General features: G+C 43.0%; 16 protein-coding genes. 11 read left to right on the forward strand and 5 right to left on the reverse strand.

Annotated features, from left to right (window positions below; all coding sequences use genetic code 11):
* Positions 1-15 precede the first annotated feature (15 nt).
* A complete protein-coding gene (locus L7A31_RS08080) occupies positions 16-432 on the forward strand; it encodes a DNA polymerase III subunit psi (protein WP_237361005.1) in 417 nt (138 codons plus the stop codon).
* Positions 422-874: a ribosomal protein S18-alanine N-acetyltransferase gene (gene rimI / locus L7A31_RS08085; protein ID WP_237361006.1), complete on the forward strand. Its 453-nt coding sequence runs from the start codon at positions 422-424 to the stop codon at positions 872-874. Before L7A31_RS08080 ends, rimI begins: the two co-directional genes overlap by 11 nt.
* 21 nt (positions 875-895) lie before the next feature.
* On the opposite strand, the gene L7A31_RS08090 is transcribed toward rimI, so the two are convergent.
* Positions 896-2,965, reverse strand: coding sequence for a putative bifunctional diguanylate cyclase/phosphodiesterase (locus tag L7A31_RS08090; RefSeq protein ID WP_237361007.1), 2,070 nt, complete (start codon positions 2,963-2,965; stop codon positions 896-898).
* Positions 2,966-3,277: 312 nt separating this feature from the next.
* Between L7A31_RS08090 and prfC the strand changes: the two genes are divergently transcribed.
* Positions 3,278-4,867 (forward strand): peptide chain release factor 3, encoded by a 1,590-nt coding sequence (gene prfC, locus L7A31_RS08095; protein WP_237361008.1) that lies wholly within the window; start codon positions 3,278-3,280, stop codon positions 4,865-4,867.
* A 62-nt stretch (positions 4,868-4,929) separates the two neighbouring features.
* Here the strand turns inward: prfC and L7A31_RS08100 are convergent, their stop codons facing one another.
* From L7A31_RS08100 to L7A31_RS08110, 3 genes are all read right to left on the reverse strand, one after another.
* Positions 4,930-5,211 carry a putative quinol monooxygenase gene (locus L7A31_RS08100; RefSeq protein WP_237361009.1) on the reverse strand — a complete coding sequence of 94 codons (282 nt, stop codon included), beginning with the start codon at positions 5,209-5,211 and terminating at the stop codon, positions 4,930-4,932.
* Positions 5,212-5,231: 20 nt separating this feature from the next.
* Positions 5,232-6,458: an ATP-dependent RNA helicase SrmB gene (srmB, locus tag L7A31_RS08105; protein WP_237361010.1), complete on the reverse strand. Its 1,227-nt coding sequence runs from the start codon at positions 6,456-6,458 to the stop codon at positions 5,232-5,234.
* A gap of 95 nt (positions 6,459-6,553) precedes the next feature.
* Positions 6,554-7,282, reverse strand: a complete 729-nt coding sequence (locus tag L7A31_RS08110; RefSeq protein ID WP_237361011.1) for a tRNA1(Val) (adenine(37)-N6)-methyltransferase — start codon at positions 7,280-7,282, stop codon at positions 6,554-6,556.
* Positions 7,283-7,656: 374 nt separating this feature from the next.
* Here L7A31_RS08110 and brnQ point away from each other — a divergent pair, with 374 nt between their 5' ends.
* The gene (gene brnQ, locus L7A31_RS08115) at positions 7,657-8,973 is read left to right on the forward strand and encodes a branched-chain amino acid transport system II carrier protein (protein WP_237361012.1); all 1,317 of its coding nucleotides are present in this window, start codon (positions 7,657-7,659) and stop codon (positions 8,971-8,973) included.
* 89 nt (positions 8,974-9,062) lie between these two features.
* Here the strand turns inward: brnQ and suhB are convergent, their stop codons facing one another.
* Positions 9,063-9,866 (reverse strand): inositol-1-monophosphatase, encoded by an 804-nt coding sequence (suhB, locus tag L7A31_RS08120; RefSeq protein ID WP_237361013.1) that lies wholly within the window; start codon positions 9,864-9,866, stop codon positions 9,063-9,065.
* 170 nt (positions 9,867-10,036) lie between these two features.
* Here suhB and trmJ point away from each other — a divergent pair, with 170 nt between their 5' ends.
* From trmJ to hscA, 7 genes are all read left to right on the forward strand, one after another.
* Positions 10,037-10,768, forward strand: a complete 732-nt coding sequence (trmJ, locus tag L7A31_RS08125) for a tRNA (cytosine(32)/uridine(32)-2'-O)-methyltransferase TrmJ (RefSeq protein ID WP_237361014.1) — start codon at positions 10,037-10,039, stop codon at positions 10,766-10,768.
* A 112-nt stretch (positions 10,769-10,880) separates the two neighbouring features.
* Entirely contained in the window at positions 10,881-11,387 is a 507-nt protein-coding gene (gene iscR, locus L7A31_RS08130) for a Fe-S cluster assembly transcriptional regulator IscR (RefSeq protein ID WP_237361015.1), read from the forward strand.
* Between the two features lie 27 nt (positions 11,388-11,414).
* Complete coding sequence (locus tag L7A31_RS08135) at positions 11,415-12,629, forward strand: IscS subfamily cysteine desulfurase (RefSeq protein ID WP_237361016.1); 1,215 nt, start codon at positions 11,415-11,417, stop codon at positions 12,627-12,629.
* A 42-nt stretch (positions 12,630-12,671) separates the two neighbouring features.
* Positions 12,672-13,055 (forward strand): Fe-S cluster assembly scaffold IscU, encoded by a 384-nt coding sequence (gene iscU, locus L7A31_RS08140; RefSeq protein ID WP_237361017.1) that lies wholly within the window; start codon positions 12,672-12,674, stop codon positions 13,053-13,055.
* Positions 13,056-13,115: 60 nt separating this feature from the next.
* A complete protein-coding gene (gene iscA / locus L7A31_RS08145; protein ID WP_237361018.1) occupies positions 13,116-13,439 on the forward strand; it encodes an iron-sulfur cluster assembly protein IscA in 324 nt (107 codons plus the stop codon).
* A 73-nt stretch (positions 13,440-13,512) separates the two neighbouring features.
* A complete protein-coding gene (hscB, locus tag L7A31_RS08150) occupies positions 13,513-14,028 on the forward strand; it encodes a co-chaperone HscB (protein WP_237361019.1) in 516 nt (171 codons plus the stop codon).
* A gap of 25 nt (positions 14,029-14,053) precedes the next feature.
* On the forward strand, positions 14,054-15,910 hold the full coding sequence (gene hscA, locus L7A31_RS08155; protein ID WP_237361020.1) for a Fe-S protein assembly chaperone HscA: 1,857 nt from the start codon (positions 14,054-14,056) through the stop codon (positions 15,908-15,910).
* Positions 15,911-15,929: the final 19 nt, after the last annotated feature.

A 15,929-nucleotide genomic window follows, 5' to 3' on the forward strand; every position in this document is an offset into this window, starting at 1 on the left:
GTTAGAGTCATCTTAATGAGTGAAAACCCAACTACTTCACGCAATAGTCAGTACCTAAACGAAATGGGGATATCTGAATGGTATCTCAAGCAGCCAGAATTATTGCAGGGTGTCTGCGCCAATAAGGCTGAGTTACCAAAGGCTTGCAGACTATTGTTAGTTTCACCGCTGTTACCGAGTGGCAGTGTTGCTTCAATGTTTGAAAAAGTATTGAAGAGCATGAGATTAGAGTTGAGCCAGTCTCGGCATATTCTGCCTCATCAACTCGATTCGTTTCATCTTAAAGGTATTGAATGGATTTGGTTTGCTGGTTGCGACGTGAATGAAGCTGTCAAAACTCGTGTGTTAAGTTCCCCTGTATTGAGTGAGGTTGCTGATAATACCCAGTTAAAACGCCAACTTTGGCAACAAATATGTTCCTATGAAGAGTAATATAAAATTAGTCCCCCTTGCTGGCGAGCACCTAAAACAAGTCCAACAAATAGAAAAGCAGGCACATTCCCACCCTTGGTCAGAATCTTTAATTGCGGATATCAATTCTCGAGGTGCTTTTCATCATGTCATGATTGTCGATGAGCAAGTTGTTGGATACTTCTATGCACAAAACATTGTTGGTGAAGTAACTTTACTGAATATAGCTGTCAACCCAAGTTGTCAGGGAAGTGGTTACGGTAAGTGGCTGCTTGAGAGCTTTATCGATCTTTGCTCTGCAAACCGCGCAGAGAGTATATGGCTAGAAGTCAGACAAAGTAACAATCGAGCAATTAACCTGTATAACGACGCGGGTTTTAATGAGGTGGATCGAAGGGTCGACTATTATCCGAGTGCAAATGGTAAAGAAGACGCCATTATTATGAGTTATATAATATTTTGATGCGGTTGGGGGGATTTAGGGCTACAGCTGACTGCGTATTTGACTGACCTTTGAAGCGTCGTATTTTTCTGGCTTTATGTCGTATTGGTTTTTAGCAAAGCTTTGCATCAGATCAGCCACTTCAAGCGGTTTATCGAAAAGGTAACCTTGGAATTGCCCACAGCCGAGCTCAAGCAACGCCTGAAACTCGTAAGCGTTCTCTACACCTTCGGCAATCACTTCTAGGTTAAGCCTTCGCGCTGTCATAATAATGGTATCGACAATGGCTTGGTCACTCTCATCAAGGTGTAACTGAGTCACAAAAGAGCGATCGATTTTGAGCACATCGACGGCTAAGTGCTTTAAGTAGCGCAATGAAGAGTAGCCAGTACCAAAATCATCTATCGAAATTTTTAGGCGGTGCTCTTTAAGCTGCGCCATCTTTTGTACAGCACCTTCCACATTTTCCAATAGCAAGCTTTCAGTGATCTCTAACTCGATGTGCTCTCCAGTAATCCCTGATTGAGTTAACGTATGGGTAATGTGTTCTACAAACGACTCTTGGGAAAATTGCAGCGGACTAATATTGATTGCCAGACGTTCAAATGTAGCTGGAAGTACTCCTTCTTTTTTCCACTGAGCATATTGATAGCAGGCTTTTTCTATTATCCAATCACCTATCTGCAAAATCTGCCCAGTTTCTTCAGCGATGGGCATAAATACTCCCGGAGGCAAAACGCCTTTTTCGGGATGATTCCAGCGAATCAGCGCCTCCACACCAATGATTTGCTGTTTCGCATCGACCTGTGGTTGATAATACAGTTCGAGCTGCTCGTGGCTTATCGCCTCATGCAGACCTTTTTCTATTTCAAGGAAAGACTCAACCTGAGCCTGCATTTCAGGCTCGTAAAACATGTAGTTATTTCTGCCGGTCGCTTTGGCTCGGTACAGAGCAGTATCTGCTTGACGCAAAACATCGATACTAGTTCCTCCCACGGAAGGAAATACAGAGATCCCGATACTCACGGTACAGTACAACTGGTGATCATCAATAGAGTAAGGGTTGGAAATTAAAGCTAGCAATTGCTTGGCTACATCGTCAGCTTTATTTAGTGGCAGATACGGAATTAGAATTGCAAATTCGTCTCCGCCGACTCTCGAAGCAATGTAATCATTTTTTAGCCAAGCCTTCATACGCATGGAAATAGCTTTAATGAGGTTGTCACCAATATCATGGCCCAATGAATCATTGATGGTCTTAAATCTATCTAAATCAAGGTAAAAAAGAGCGCCAGTGGCTCTCGTTTTATTGGCGTTTTCTATTGTTTGACCAAGTGTTTGTAGCAGCAAACTACGATTTGCTAATCCAGTCAAAGAATCGTAGTAGGCGAGTTGATTGAGCTTCGCTTCGGCGGATTCTCGCGCTTTCCAAAGACTGTGGAAGGTTTCTGCAAGCTGCCCCAACTCATTGTGTAAATCTCGGGTTGGAGGGGGCGGGACGTTTTTTTCGTTTTGTAATGAGCGAACCCAATTAATGAGAGTCATCAAAGGTTTGGATAACTTGTAGTAGAAAAATACCAGCAATATCGAAGTCAAAATGACGTTTCTAAGTAGGTCAAAAAGAATGATTTGACTCGTTTTAGAAATGAACTCTTCCGCTATATTCGAACCATCTACTGAGAACGTGAGTTTCCCAACTACGATATTAGAATTAGGCTGATGAAGATCTGTACTGTAGACAGGAGTTGTTGGCGTCAAAAATTTAGAAAGGGCCTGAATAAATTTATTGTGCTGAGAGAGGTCTTTCGTTCTTTCGCTTAATACATCTCCAAAGTCATCGGCAATTTTAACCTGATAAATCGCTGGATCGGTCATCAGGCTAACAGCGACTTGTTCTGCCAGCAGTTGGTTTAGGTGGTAAGCAGCTTGGCTAGCGTTAGAGTAATTTTGAAGCAGTTTAAAACGATATTCTTCCGCTACTCTTTGCTGCTCTTGATGTATGTCGACCAAAATATGATAGAAGCTAAAACATAGCCCTAGTATCACAGACACTAGGAATACAGTTTTAGCTTGCTTAAAGGCTAAAGAGTTAGTTCGGTTAATTTTGGGCATACTTTACTTTGTGACTTACGACTCCTTTAATTTATAGTTCATATTTGTCGGATTATTAAAAAATGCTTGAAAATTCGTAGCCTTCGTTAGCCTGTGAATTGGCTATGAGTAACGTGATTTTTAAGTAAGAGTCACTTGGTGTAGATATGCTGTTTCGACTTTATCGTAACTAAACAAGCGTACTTCTCTTGTGTATACGCAATAGATCGGGGAAAATAGCCGCCAATTGTGATTAACTGCCGGATTTAGTAACTAAATAGGCTTTTTGCTCCTATAGAAACTAGCTCCGCGAGTATTGAAAAGAATCTTTAAATGGCCGATCAGAACTTTCTAGGCGAAGTCAGTAAGCGCAGGACTTTTGCTATCATTTCGCACCCCGATGCGGGTAAAACCACTATTACTGAAAAAGTACTTTTATTCGGACGTGCTATCCAATCAGCAGGAACCGTAAAAGGTCGTGGTTCTAGTCAGCATGCTAAATCTGACTGGATGGAGATGGAGAAAGAACGTGGTATTTCTGTCACCACTTCTGTGATGCAGTTTCCTTATAACTCTTGCTTAGTTAACTTGCTTGATACTCCAGGACACGAAGATTTCTCTGAAGATACTTATCGCACACTGACAGCAGTAGACTCTTGCCTGATGGTGATTGACGCCGCGAAAGGTGTTGAGGATCGTACTCGCAAACTGATGGAAGTTACCCGTCTTCGTGATACGCCAATCGTAACCTTCATGAACAAACTTGACCGTGACATTCGAGATCCAATGGAGCTGCTTGATGAAGTGGAAAGCGAGCTGAATATCGCTTGTGCACCAGTCTCATGGCCTATTGGATGTGGTAAAGAGTTTAAAGGTGTTTACCACATTCACCGTGATGAAACGATCATCTACTCAACTGGACAAGGTCACACTATTCAGGAAGAGAAGATCATTAAAGGCCTCGACAACAAAGAGCTTGATGCAGAAGTCGGTGAAGAACTTGCTGAGCAGCTTCGAGAAGAACTAGAGCTTGTGATTGGTGCTTCTCACGAGTTTGATCAAGAGATGTTCCTGAAAGGAGAGCTAACGCCAGTCTTCTTTGGTACAGCGCTAGGTAACTTTGGTGTTGATCATATGCTAGATGGCCTAACTGAGTGGGCACCTAAGCCACAAACTCGTCAAGCGAATGAGCGTGAAGTTGAAGCGTCTGAAGAAAAGTTCTCGGGCTTTGTATTCAAAATCCAAGCGAACATGGACCCGAAACACCGTGACCGTATTGCATTTATGCGTATCGTTTCTGGAACGTACAAGCAAGGTATGAAGATGAATCACGTTCGCCTAGGTAAGCAGGTGAACATTTCCGATGCCGTAACCTTTATGGCGGGAGATCGCTCTCGTGCGGAAAACGCTTATGCGGGTGATATTATCGGCTTGCATAACCATGGCACCATTCAAATCGGTGATACTTTCACTCAAGGTGAAACGCTGAAATTCTCTGGTATTCCTAACTTTGCCCCAGAACTATTCAGAAGAATCCGTTTGAGAGATCCACTTAAGCAGAAGCAGTTACTTAAAGGCCTAGTACAGCTTTCAGAAGAGGGCGCGGTACAGGTATTTAGACCGCTACAGAACAACGATCTTATTGTTGGTGCAGTTGGTGTACTTCAGTTTGACGTGGTTGTTGCACGTTTGAAGTCTGAATACAACGTAGAAGCAATTTATGAAAGCGTGAACGTTGCAACCGCTCGTTGGGTTGAGTGTGACGATGAGAAGAAGTTAGAAGAGTTCAAACGTAAGAACCAAACTAACCTAGCTTTAGATGGCGGTGACAACTTATCGTATGTTGCGCCAACAATGGTGAACTTGAACCTAGCACAGGAAAGGTTCCCAGATATCCAATTTAGAGCAACTCGCGAGCACTAATACGCCGTTAAGTTAACAAAAAAAAACAGCCAATTTGGCTGTTTTTTTTTGCTTGAAGATTGTTATTCAGGTTGGTCAATTGTGTAGTGCCTTTCCACACTTTTCGTGACTGAACCCCAATGAGAGTCTTTAATTCGCTCTTGATGAAAATTAAAGGCTTCCATATCAACAAACTCTTCGTACACATCGAATCGATTGGCGTTGCTAGGGCACTTCACTACCTGAAAACAGAGGCAACCCTCTTCTTCAAGAGTTAGTGCAAGGTGAGCTGGTAGTGCTTGCTCAACCACTTCTAAATCGGTGTCTGAAACTACAATAAATCCTTTTACTATGACTTTCGCCATATCTCTTCCATGTATGAGGGCTATTTCTTTTTCTTAGCTGTCGTTTTCTTCTTCACTTTTTTATCAGTGGTTTTCTTTTTCTTCTTTTTAAACACTGGTTTTTTGTGTTTTGGACGAAGTTCTTTGACGAAGCGCTCTTTGATATCTTCTTTTACGTAGCGAGCAACTCTATCCAACATAGGCTGGTCATGAGCTTCAACAATAGAGATAGCATTGCCTTTTTTACCTGCTCTTGCAGTACGTCCAATACGATGCAAGTAAACATCTGCGCTTCTTGGCATATCAAAGTTGATCACGTGGCTAACATCAGGCACATCGATGCCTCGCGCTGCTACATCAGTAGCAAGCAGCACATTGACAGTACCATCGCGGAAGCGGCTAATAGCATTGTTTCGTCTGTCTTGTGGCATTTCACCTTGAATCCAAGAACAAGGAATTTGTGCTTTCTCTAATTCACCACGAAGATCGGCTAAGCGTTCTCTGGTTTTCAGAAAGACGATGCTGCGCTGCGCTTGTTCGGTGAGGATATGTTTCAGCAGCTCAAGCTTATGCTCCATTGAATCGGCTCTGTGATACCACTGAGTGATTTTCTTGCGCTCACGTCTAGGTGGTTCAACATCAATGTCAGCAGGATCTTTTAGTAGATCGGCAGTGAAACCTTCAACGCCTTTTCCTTCAAGAGTGGCTGAGAAAAGTAGAGTCTGTTTGCGCCAGCGACACTCCGCCGATAAACGATCCACAACAGGACCGAAGCCCATATCGAGCATGCGATCTGCTTCATCAAGAATTAGCCATTCAATAGCGCGACAATCAAACCGTTCTGCTTCAATGTACTCCAGCAAACGCCCTGGTGTTGCGACAACAATATCTTGTGTCGTACCAAGAATATCCGCGTGTTCTTGGTACTGAACTCCACCTGTGATAGTGAAAACATTTAGGCGAGTATGTTTTGCTAGTTGCTTAGCTTGCTCTGCAACCTGCATGGCGAGCTCACGGGTAGGAGTGAGGATCAATACTCGTGCAGGTCCTGCTTTCTTACGCGGGAAGTCCAACAAGTATTGCAATGCCGGTAGTGCAAAAGCGGCTGTTTTGCCTGTTCCGGTAGGCGCCGCAGCAAGTACATCTCTACCATCAAGTGCCTGTGGGATGGCTTGGGCTTGAATTTGAGTTGGGCGTTGAAAATCCATTTCTTCAATTGCACTAAGAAGAATAGGATCAAGCTCCAAGTCTGCAAAAGTAGTCGTCACAAGTGTTCTCCACGAGGCTAGGGTCTATTGACCGGTGAGGTTAAAATTTGAGGCCGCACATTATAATCGCTTTATAGTAGCGGTCACAGGTATTTTTACATTTTAAGATAAAACTCTTTGGTTAAATCGATAAATGCTTGGCTATATTCATTACCGTTGCGAATGGTTAGCTTGCTTTTTTCACATCGCGTGGGTTCTAAACTCAATTCAATTAGCAGTCGATGTACCGGCTTTTTCTCAGTTGGCCTAACCTCACACAGTCGACTGACATGCCACTGTTCTTGCTCTGCAAGTAGAATAAATTGCCTTCCTTCATCAATAGGCAAGATAAAGTTCGCTTTACCGTGGCTTGATAGGATTTTTTTGCAATGGCGAATGAGTGCTAAGTGGCCGAGGCTGCTTGTGTGCCTTGCGATGGCTCTACTCACATCTTGAGCCGTTTCACCACTATTGAAATAAGGTGGGTTGCACACAATCGTGTCGAATGTTCTTTCTGGTAAGAACTGCAAAATATCACCATGTTGCACTTGGATCTGCTTTTTCCAACTCGAGTTCTCGATATTGCTTCGTGCAGATTGTATCGCTGTAGCCTCAATATCTAGCGCGAGGATCTGTATGTCTTCGTTTCTCTGGGCACACATTAAGGATAGTAATCCCGTCCCTGTGCCAATATCAATTAAATTACTACTATCCAATAAATTCACCCATGCACCAAGTAGCACTCCGTCAGTGCTAACAGGCATTCCAGCCTCACCAAACTCGATAGTAAATTGTTTAAACTTAAAGCTATTACTTAACTTATTACGTTTATTTCTTGTCCGCATAACTCATAACTATGTTGTAAAAAAGTATATCCGCAGTGTAAATCACTGCCCCTGACTAGATTTCTGGATGCTTGCGCTGGTTTAGTGGTCTCTTGTTTATATTTTTGATAGTGCTTAATTCTAGCTAATTTTAATAAGATAGTGTTATTAACTATATATTAGCTGCATGTGCAATTGATTATGGCGTTTTTTTCTTTCTGCTTGATATTCGAGCACTGATTCGTCATTATTCGCAACTTGAAATTTTTTAATAGTGTAAAAATATTATTGCACTTTAACTTTCACGCAATACGCGTGCTGTCTTTTTGGCCACTTTAGAGCTCGCCAGTTATGGCTTTCTAAAGACTTAAGAACAAATAGTACAAGGTTTCACAGTGAATCAGACTTTAAAATTTACGGATATCATCGCGGTTGGCTTCACGCTATTCGCGTTTTTTTTAGGTGCAGGGAACATCATATTTCCACCATTGGCAGGACAGCTAGCAGGTGATCATTTATTGCCCGCTATGTTTGGCTTTTTGCTGACAGCGGTGGGCTTACCGCTGATGACAATTATTGCTATCGCTGTTTCAGGTGGATCATGGGAGCACTTGACGAGAGATTTACCTAAGCGCATCTCTGTTGTTATGGCTGTGCTTATTTTTGTTATTATCGGCCCTGCTTTCGCAGCACCAAGAACTGGCTTAGTAGCTTATGAAATGGCAGTGAAGCCTTTCTTTACCCAGCCAACTCAGTTGTACTTGACGGTTTTCTCAATCGTCTTTTTTGCTGTGGCTATGTTCCTTTCTTGGTCTCAAGGTAAACTCATCGATGCTATCGGTAAGTTCCTTACTCCAGTTTTAGTACTTGGACTATTGATTCTAGGCCTTGCTGTCTTTATTGATCCTCAAGGTGAAATTTTGGCGGCACATGCTCAGTATCTCACTGAGCCGCTAACAAAAGGTTTCCTAGAAGGTTATAACACCATGGACACGCTTGGTGCTCTAATGTTCGGCATGCTGATGGTTGATACATTGCGCTGCCGTGGCATTACTGAGCCTAAAGCAACGACTAACTACCTGATCAAAGCAGCACTAATTGCAGCTTCAGGTCTTGCTTTTGTATACGTATCTTTGTTTTATCTAGGTGCGACAAGCTCTGCTGTTGCAAGTGGTGCGGACAACGGTGGTACGGTTCTAAGTATTTACGTACAGTCTCTATTTGGCCCTTATGGTCAATTTGCCCTGTCACTCATCGTTTTGCTAGCGTGTCTAACAACCTCTATTGGCTTGATCTCTTCATGCTCGGATTACTTTAGTTCGCTAACTTCAATCCCTTATAAAGCATGGGTTATCATTGTTGGCGTTGTATGTGCAGTTGTAGCGAATGTTGGATTGGCTCAGTTGATTGCATTGTCTGTACCAGTGCTTTACGCACTGTATCCAGTGGCTATCGTGTTGGTATTGCTTACATTCTTGCGTAGCAAACTGCCAAACCCTCAAGCTTCATACCGTGTAGCGCTGTCTGTGTCGTTTATCTTCTCGCTACTTGATGCACTTAAAGCCGCTGGCATCAATGTTCCAGCATTTGAACACATTCCATTGTTTGATATCGGTATGGGATGGGCACTGCCTTCGGCAATTGCGATTGTGGTTATGTTCTTTGTTGGTGGCGCAAAGCAATCTGCTCAAAAGCAGGCAAAGGCACTATAGAGACAAAGCAAACATTTTCATTAGAAAATTAGCTATAAAAAAACCGAGCTTTCATTGCTCGGTTTTTTTGTATTCGTTGAAGTATCGAATTACTTAAGAATAGCGTCGTTACCGTTCTCACGAATATGCTTTAGGATGCGTTTTACTGCTTTAGCACTTGCACCAACAATGTTACCTGATTTCAGGTAATCAGTACCGCCAGAGAAGTCAGTAAGAATTGCGCCAGCTTCACGAGCAATCAGCTCACCTGCAGCCATATCCCAAGGTTTCAAGCCTAGCTCAAAGTAACCATCTACACGGCCGCTTGCCAAGTAGCATAAATCAAGAGCAGCAGAACCCGTGCGGCGGAAGTCAGCACATTCTACAAATAGAGCAGAAAGGATCTTCATGAAAGATTCTGAGTGTTGCTTCTGCTTGAATGGGAAACCAGTTGCCAAAACGGCACCTTGGATATCTTTTGCAGGTTTGATACGAATACGAGCATTGTTCAACTGAGCGCCAGAGCCACGTTGAGCAGTAAATAATTCGTTTAGCATTGGATCGTAAACGCAGGCAACTTCAGTTTTACCTTTGATACGCACAGCGATAGAAACTGAAAAGTGAGGCAAACCTTTTAGGAAGTTTGTTGTGCCATCCAGTGGGTCTATGATCCATTGTACGTCGCTATCTTTGCCTTCAACATGACCACCTTCTTCAGCGATGATGGAGTGATCAGGGTATGAGCCCTTGATTGTTTCGATGATGATAGCTTCGGCTTCTTTGTCTACATTAGTAACAAAGTCGTGCATGCCTTTTTGCGTCGATTCGATTTTATCGGCATTTTCTAGTGAGTTAGCAATATGATTGCCTGCCTTTCGCGCAGCGCGAATAGCAATATTAAGCATTGGATGCATAGGTTTTTCCCAACGGATGTTAAAGAACGAAAAAGCGGGCGAGAGTATACCAGACAAACGACAAAAATAAAGTGGTTATTTTTTGTTCTCTCGTTGTGAAAGGGTCTGACCATTTTTTATCAAACTGTGCTATCATTCGGCCGCATTTTGAAGCTTTGGTTATTTTGGTCATGTTGGATAACGTAAAAATAGTACTTGTTGGCACTTCACACTCGGGAAATATTGGCTCGGCAGCTCGAGCAATGAAGGTGATGGGATTAAGTCAGTTAGTGTTAGTGGAACCCCAATGTGAGCTCGATGAGCAGGCGTTTGCTTTAGCTTCCGGAGCTGGTGATATTATTGAGAATGCTGTTATCGTCTCAAGCTTAGAAGAAGCATTGAGCGATTGTACACTGGTAGTGGGTTCTAGTGCTCGTTCTCGAACTTTAGAATGGCCTATGTTAGAGCCAAGAGAGTGTGGTGAGAAAGTCGCACTTGAGAGCTCTCATTCTAAGGTTGCTTTGATGTTTGGCCGAGAAAGAACAGGCTTAACCAATGACGAGTTGCAAAAGTGCCACTATCACGTATGTATTCCTGCTAACCCTGAATACAGCTCATTGAACCTTGCAATGGCAGTTCAGACGATCAGCTATGAAGTTCGTATTGCTCACCTAGATAGAGAAAAGCAGAAATATAGCAACGATGTGGAAACGGAATATCCTCGTCATAAAGAGCTGGAATTATTTTACCAGCACCTTGAAAAAGTCATGATCGAAACCCAATTCATTTCTAAGGAACAGCCAGGGCAGGTAATGAATAAATTGCGCAGGTTGTTTAGTCGCGCTCGACCCGAAGCGCAAGAACTCAACATCCTGCGTGGCGTGTTGACCTCTGTAGAGAAACACCATTCGTTGAAAAGCTAACCACCTAATAAGTATGTAATGAATACTTGACTAAAATAGTCAAATAAATACTTGACCAATTTAGTCGGGTATGAAAAACTTCTTACATACTATAAAGTCGGAAAGGTGTGATATGAGGCTTACTTCGAAAGGAAGATATGCAGTAACAGCGATGTTGGATGTCGCACTGCATTCGCAACAAAATCCAGTTCCGTTGGCTGATATTTCAGAGCGCCAAGGAATTTCGCTCTCTTATCTAGAGCAACTGTTTTCAAAACTGCGTAAAGCGGGCTTAGTGGCCAGCGTTCGTGGTCCGGGCGGTGGTTATCGCTTGGGTGAAGATCCATACAGCATTGCGGTAGGTACAGTCATCGCAGCTGTAGATGAATCTGTTGACGCAACTAAGTGTCATGGTAAAGCGGATTGTCAAGGTGGCAGTCGTTGCTTAACTCACACTTTGTGGCGTGATTTAAGTTCACGTATTAGTGATTTTTTAGATGGCATTACTCTCGGTGAGTTAATGCAAGATAATGAAATTCTTGAAACGTCCGATCGCCAAGACATCACTCTTGCGGTCAGCCAATCAACCAGCAAAAACAATTCTAATCTGGTTTCTATTGGCGCAAATGTTCGCTCGTAGTGGCGATGTTTTACATTGGAGTAAAAAATGAAACTGCCGATTTATCTTGATTATTCAGCAACTTGCCCAGTTGATCCACGTGTTGCTGAAAAAATGGTTCAGTACATGACTATGGATGGTACTTTTGGTAACCCTGCGTCACGTTCTCACCGTTATGGCTGGCAGGCAGAAGAAGCAGTAGATACTGCTCGTGAGCAAATTGCAGATCTATTAAATGCGGATCCACGTGAGATTGTTTTTACATCTGGTGCAACAGAATCTGACAACCTTGCTATCAAAGGTGCAGCGCATTTTTATGGTAAAAAAGGTAAGCACATTATCACCTGTAAAACCGAGCACAAAGCTGTACTTGACCCATGTCGTCAGCTTGAACGTGAAGGTTTTGAAGTCACTTATCTAGAACCAGAGTCGAACGGTATTATCGACTTAAACAAACTTGAAGCTGCAATGCGTGAAGATACGATTCTAGTTTCTATTATGCACGTGAACAACGAGATTGGTGTTATCCAAGATATCTCTGCGATAGGTGAACTTTGTCGCTCAAAGAAAGTGATTTTCCATGTCGACGCTGCTCAATCAGCAGGTAAACTACCTATCGACGTGCAAGAGATGAAAATCGACTTAATCTCGTTAACGTCTCACAAAATTTATGGTCCTAAAGGCATTGGTGCACTTTATGTTCGTCGTAAGCCGCGTATTCGCTTAGAAACTCAAATGCACGGTGGCGGCCATGAAAGAGGCTTCCGCTCTGGTACACTACCTACTCACCAAATCGTTGGCATGGGTGAAGCATTCCGTCTTGCAAAGGAAGAGATGCAACAAGATCTCGACCACGCGAGAGCGCTGCGTGATCGCCTGTTAGCTGGCATCAAAGATATGGAAGCAGTAACAATCAATGGTGACTTAGAGCAACGCCTTGCAAATAACTTGAACATCAGTTTTGCTTTTGTTGAAGGTGAGTCGCTACTTATGTCTCTGAAAGATCTAGCGGTATCATCTGGTAGTGCATGTACATCAGCAAGCTTAGAGCCTTCATACGTTTTACGCGCTTTAGGGTTGGATGACGAACTTGCACACAGCTCAATTCGTTTCTCGTTTGGTCGCTTCACGACTGAAGAAGAAGTGGATTACGCAATTGAACAAATTCGTGTAGCAGTAAACAAGCTACGTGACATGTCTCCTCTATGGGATATGTACAAGGAAGGAGTTGATTTAAATACGGTTGAGTGGGCTCACCATTAATCATTCCAGTGTTTCATATTTAGAGGATTCGAGGTAAATATTATGGCTTATAGCGAAAAAGTAATCGATCATTACGAAAACCCACGCAACGTTGGTGCATTTGACAAAGAAGATCCAACAGTTGGTAGTGGTATGGTTGGTGCACCGGCTTGTGGTGACGTAATGAAACTGCAAATCAAAGTAACGCCAGAAGGCATTATTGAAGATGCGAAGTTCAAAACTTACGGTTGCGGCAGTGCTATCGCTTCAAGCTCACTTGTGACTGAGTGGGTAAAAGGTAAGAGCATTGAAGAAGCAGCAGAAATCAAAAATGCTGAAATCGCAGAAGAACTAGAACTTCCACCAGTGAAAATACACTGTTCAATCCTAGCTGAAGATGCTATCAAAGCAGCAGTTGCGGACTATAAAAAGAAAAACGAACAGTAGTATATAGCAGGGGGCTTAGCTCCCTGTTTTGAGTTTATTTATAAAGGAATAAGGTGCAGTATGGCCATTACTATGACAGATGCAGCGGCAAGCCGTGTTAGAACATTCTTAGACAACCGAGGCAAAGGACTCGGGTTACGACTAGGGGTGAAAACCACGGGCTGTTCAGGAATGGCATATGTTCTCGAGTTTGTAGATGACTTAAATGAAGAGGACCAAGTCTTCGAACACATGGGAATCAAAGTAATCATCGATGCTAAAAGCTTAGTATATTTAGATGGTACTGAACTTGATTATGTGAAAGAAGGCCTCAATGAAGGATTTGAATTCAATAACCCGAATGCGAAAGGCGAGTGTGGTTGTGGTGAGAGTTTCAACGTTTAATTGTTTCTAACATTAAACTAAATATAGAAACTCAGCCTATTTCAATTGAGGTGCGATTGAGACCGTTTTGACTATGAACCACTTTGAATTATTTGGGCTACCAAGTCAGTTTCAACTGGATGGTAGCCTTCTTTCTTCTCACTTTAGAGAGCTACAAAAGCGTTTTCATCCAGATAAATTTGCTAGTGCTTCTGAGCGCGATAGACTTATCGCAGTGCAAAAAGCAGCACAAATCAATGATGCTTATCAGGTGTTAAAGCACCCTATCTCAAGAGCAGAGTATCTGTTGTCTGAGCAAGGGGTCGATATACGTGGTGAGCAACAAACTCTACAAGATCCAATGTTCTTGATGGAACAAATGGAATTAAGAGAAGAGCTCGAAGAGATCTGTGATAAAGAAGATGCAGATGAGCGACTATTCGAGTTTGAAGCGAAAGTAAGTAAAATGTTTAAGCAGCATATCAGTACAGTAGAAAGTCAGCTGGATCAAGCTCTCTGGGTTGAGGCTGCAGATACAATTAGAAAGCTTAAATTTGTCGATAAATTAAAGAATGAAATAGAGCAAGCCGAAGAGCGAATGCTAGGCTAGTTCAATTAGAAAGGATCAACCTCTAATGGCGTTACTCCAAATTGCAGAGCCTGGTCAAAGCAGTGTACCACACCAACATAAACTCGCAGTTGGCATCGATTTAGGTACCACCAATTCACTTGTTGCTACAGTTAGAAGTGGCTCTGCAGATACATTGAATGATGAGCAAGGGCGCTCAGTTTTACCTTCAGTTGTACAATATACCGATTCCGATCTTATAACCGGTCACGATGCGCTCTCCCAAGCTCAAGCTGACCCAAAGAATACGATCATCTCTGTTAAGCGCTTAATTGGGCGCTCATACCAAGATATCAAGCAACGTTACCCATCATTGCCATATCAATTTGTTGAGTCTGACAATGGGTTACTGCTGATTCAAACGTCGCAAGGTACCCAAAACCCTATTCAAGTATCCTCTGAGATCTTGAAGTCGCTAAAAGCAAGAGCAGAGCAGACACTGGCAGGTGAATTAGCCGGTGCAGTTATTACCGTTCCTGCCTATTTTGATGATGCTCAGCGCACAGGCACTAAGGACGCAGCAAAACTTGCAGGCCTGCATGTGCTTCGTCTACTTAATGAGCCAACGGCGGCAGCTATTGCATACGGTTTAGATTCTGGCCAAGAAGGCGTGATTGCAGTTTATGACTTGGGTGGTGGTACGTTCGATATCTCTATCTTACGTCTAACAAAAGGTGTGTTTGAAGTTTTAGCTACGGGAGGCGATTCTGCCCTCGGTGGTGATGATTTTGATATGCTTGTGGTCGAGCATTTATTGCAGCAGATGGGTAAGTCTACTGAAGAGCTGAGTGCAGAGCAGCTTCGAGCTTTACATGAAGCTGCCATTGAAGCCAAACTGCAGTTGTCTCAACAAGATAGTGCAGATATTTCTGTACTTGGTTGGAATGGCAGCCTGACTCGTGATGAGTTTAATTCTCTGATTCGCCCTCTGGTTAAAAAGACACTGATGTCATGTCGTAGAGCGTTACGTGACGCTAGCCTTGATGTCGAAGATGTCATGGAAGTGGTGATGGTTGGCGGTTCAACCCGTACGTTATTAGTACGTGAAATGGTCGGTGAACTATTTGATAGAGAGCCTTTAACAAGCATTAACCCAGACGAAGTAGTCGCGATTGGCGCTGCTATTCAAGCGGATATCCTTGTTGGCAACAAACCTGATTCTGAAATGCTACTTTTGGATGTAACTCCACTTTCTCTAGGTATAGAGACTATGGGTGGACTGGTTGAAAAGATCATCCCGAGAAATACCACGATTCCTGTTGCGCGAGCTCAAGAGTTTACCACTTTTAAAGACGGCCAAACGGCGATGTCTGTGCATGTGGTACAAGGTGAGCGTGAAATGGTCGATGACTGTCGCTCACTCGCGAAATTCTCTTTAAAAGGTATTCCAGCAATGGCTGCGGGCGCAGCTCATATTCGCGTGACTTACCAAGTAGATGCAGATGGTTTATTGTCTGTGACTGCCATGGAAAAAAGCACAGGCGTTCAAGCTGATATACAAGTTAAGCCTTCTTATGGTTTGAGTGACGAAGAAGTAGCAAATATGCTTAAAGATTCTATGTCACATGCAAAAGAAGACATGCAAGCTAGGGCTTTAGCAGAGCAGAGAGTTGAAGCGGATCGAGTCATTGAAGGACTGATTGCTGCGATGCAGGCTGACGGCGATGAATTGTTGTCAGAGCAAGAAAGTGCAGAATTATTGAAGTCGATAGAAGCCTTAATCGCTCTTCGTAACGGCGAAGATGCAGACGCGATTGAGCAAGGTATTAAAGCCACTGACAAAGCGAGTGAAGCATTTGCTTCTCGTCGAATGGACAAATCCATTCGCGAAGCTTTGTCCGGACAGTCTGTCGACGATATTTAGTAGTAGAGATCAAAAGATT

This window comes from Vibrio marisflavi CECT 7928 (assembly GCF_921294215.1).
Taxonomy (GTDB): Bacteria; Pseudomonadota; Gammaproteobacteria; order Enterobacterales; family Vibrionaceae; genus Vibrio; species Vibrio marisflavi.

Coding starts and splice junctions, on each gene's coding strand:
- rimI (WP_237361006.1), top strand. CDS start 422: ATGAAGAGTAATATAAAATTAGTCCCCCTTGCTGGCGAGCACCTAAAA.
- iscU (WP_237361017.1), top strand. CDS start 12,672: ATGGCTTATAGCGAAAAAGTAATCGATCATTACGAAAACCCACGCAAC.
- L7A31_RS08135 (WP_237361016.1), top strand. CDS start 11,415: ATGAAACTGCCGATTTATCTTGATTATTCAGCAACTTGCCCAGTTGAT.
- L7A31_RS08100 (WP_237361009.1), bottom strand. CDS start 5,211: ATGGCGAAAGTCATAGTAAAAGGATTTATTGTAGTTTCAGACACCGAT.
- prfC (WP_237361008.1), top strand. CDS start 3,278: ATGGCCGATCAGAACTTTCTAGGCGAAGTCAGTAAGCGCAGGACTTTT.
- iscA (WP_237361018.1), top strand. CDS start 13,116: ATGGCCATTACTATGACAGATGCAGCGGCAAGCCGTGTTAGAACATTC.
- iscR (WP_237361015.1), top strand. CDS start 10,881: ATGAGGCTTACTTCGAAAGGAAGATATGCAGTAACAGCGATGTTGGAT.
- suhB (WP_237361013.1), bottom strand. CDS start 9,866: ATGCATCCAATGCTTAATATTGCTATTCGCGCTGCGCGAAAGGCAGGC.
- L7A31_RS08090 (WP_237361007.1), bottom strand. CDS start 2,965: ATGCCCAAAATTAACCGAACTAACTCTTTAGCCTTTAAGCAAGCTAAA.
- hscA (WP_237361020.1), top strand. CDS start 14,054: ATGGCGTTACTCCAAATTGCAGAGCCTGGTCAAAGCAGTGTACCACAC.
- hscB (WP_237361019.1), top strand. CDS start 13,513: ATGAACCACTTTGAATTATTTGGGCTACCAAGTCAGTTTCAACTGGAT.
- trmJ (WP_237361014.1), top strand. CDS start 10,037: ATGTTGGATAACGTAAAAATAGTACTTGTTGGCACTTCACACTCGGGA.
- L7A31_RS08080 (WP_237361005.1), top strand. CDS start 16: ATGAGTGAAAACCCAACTACTTCACGCAATAGTCAGTACCTAAACGAA.
- L7A31_RS08110 (WP_237361011.1), bottom strand. CDS start 7,282: ATGCGGACAAGAAATAAACGTAATAAGTTAAGTAATAGCTTTAAGTTT.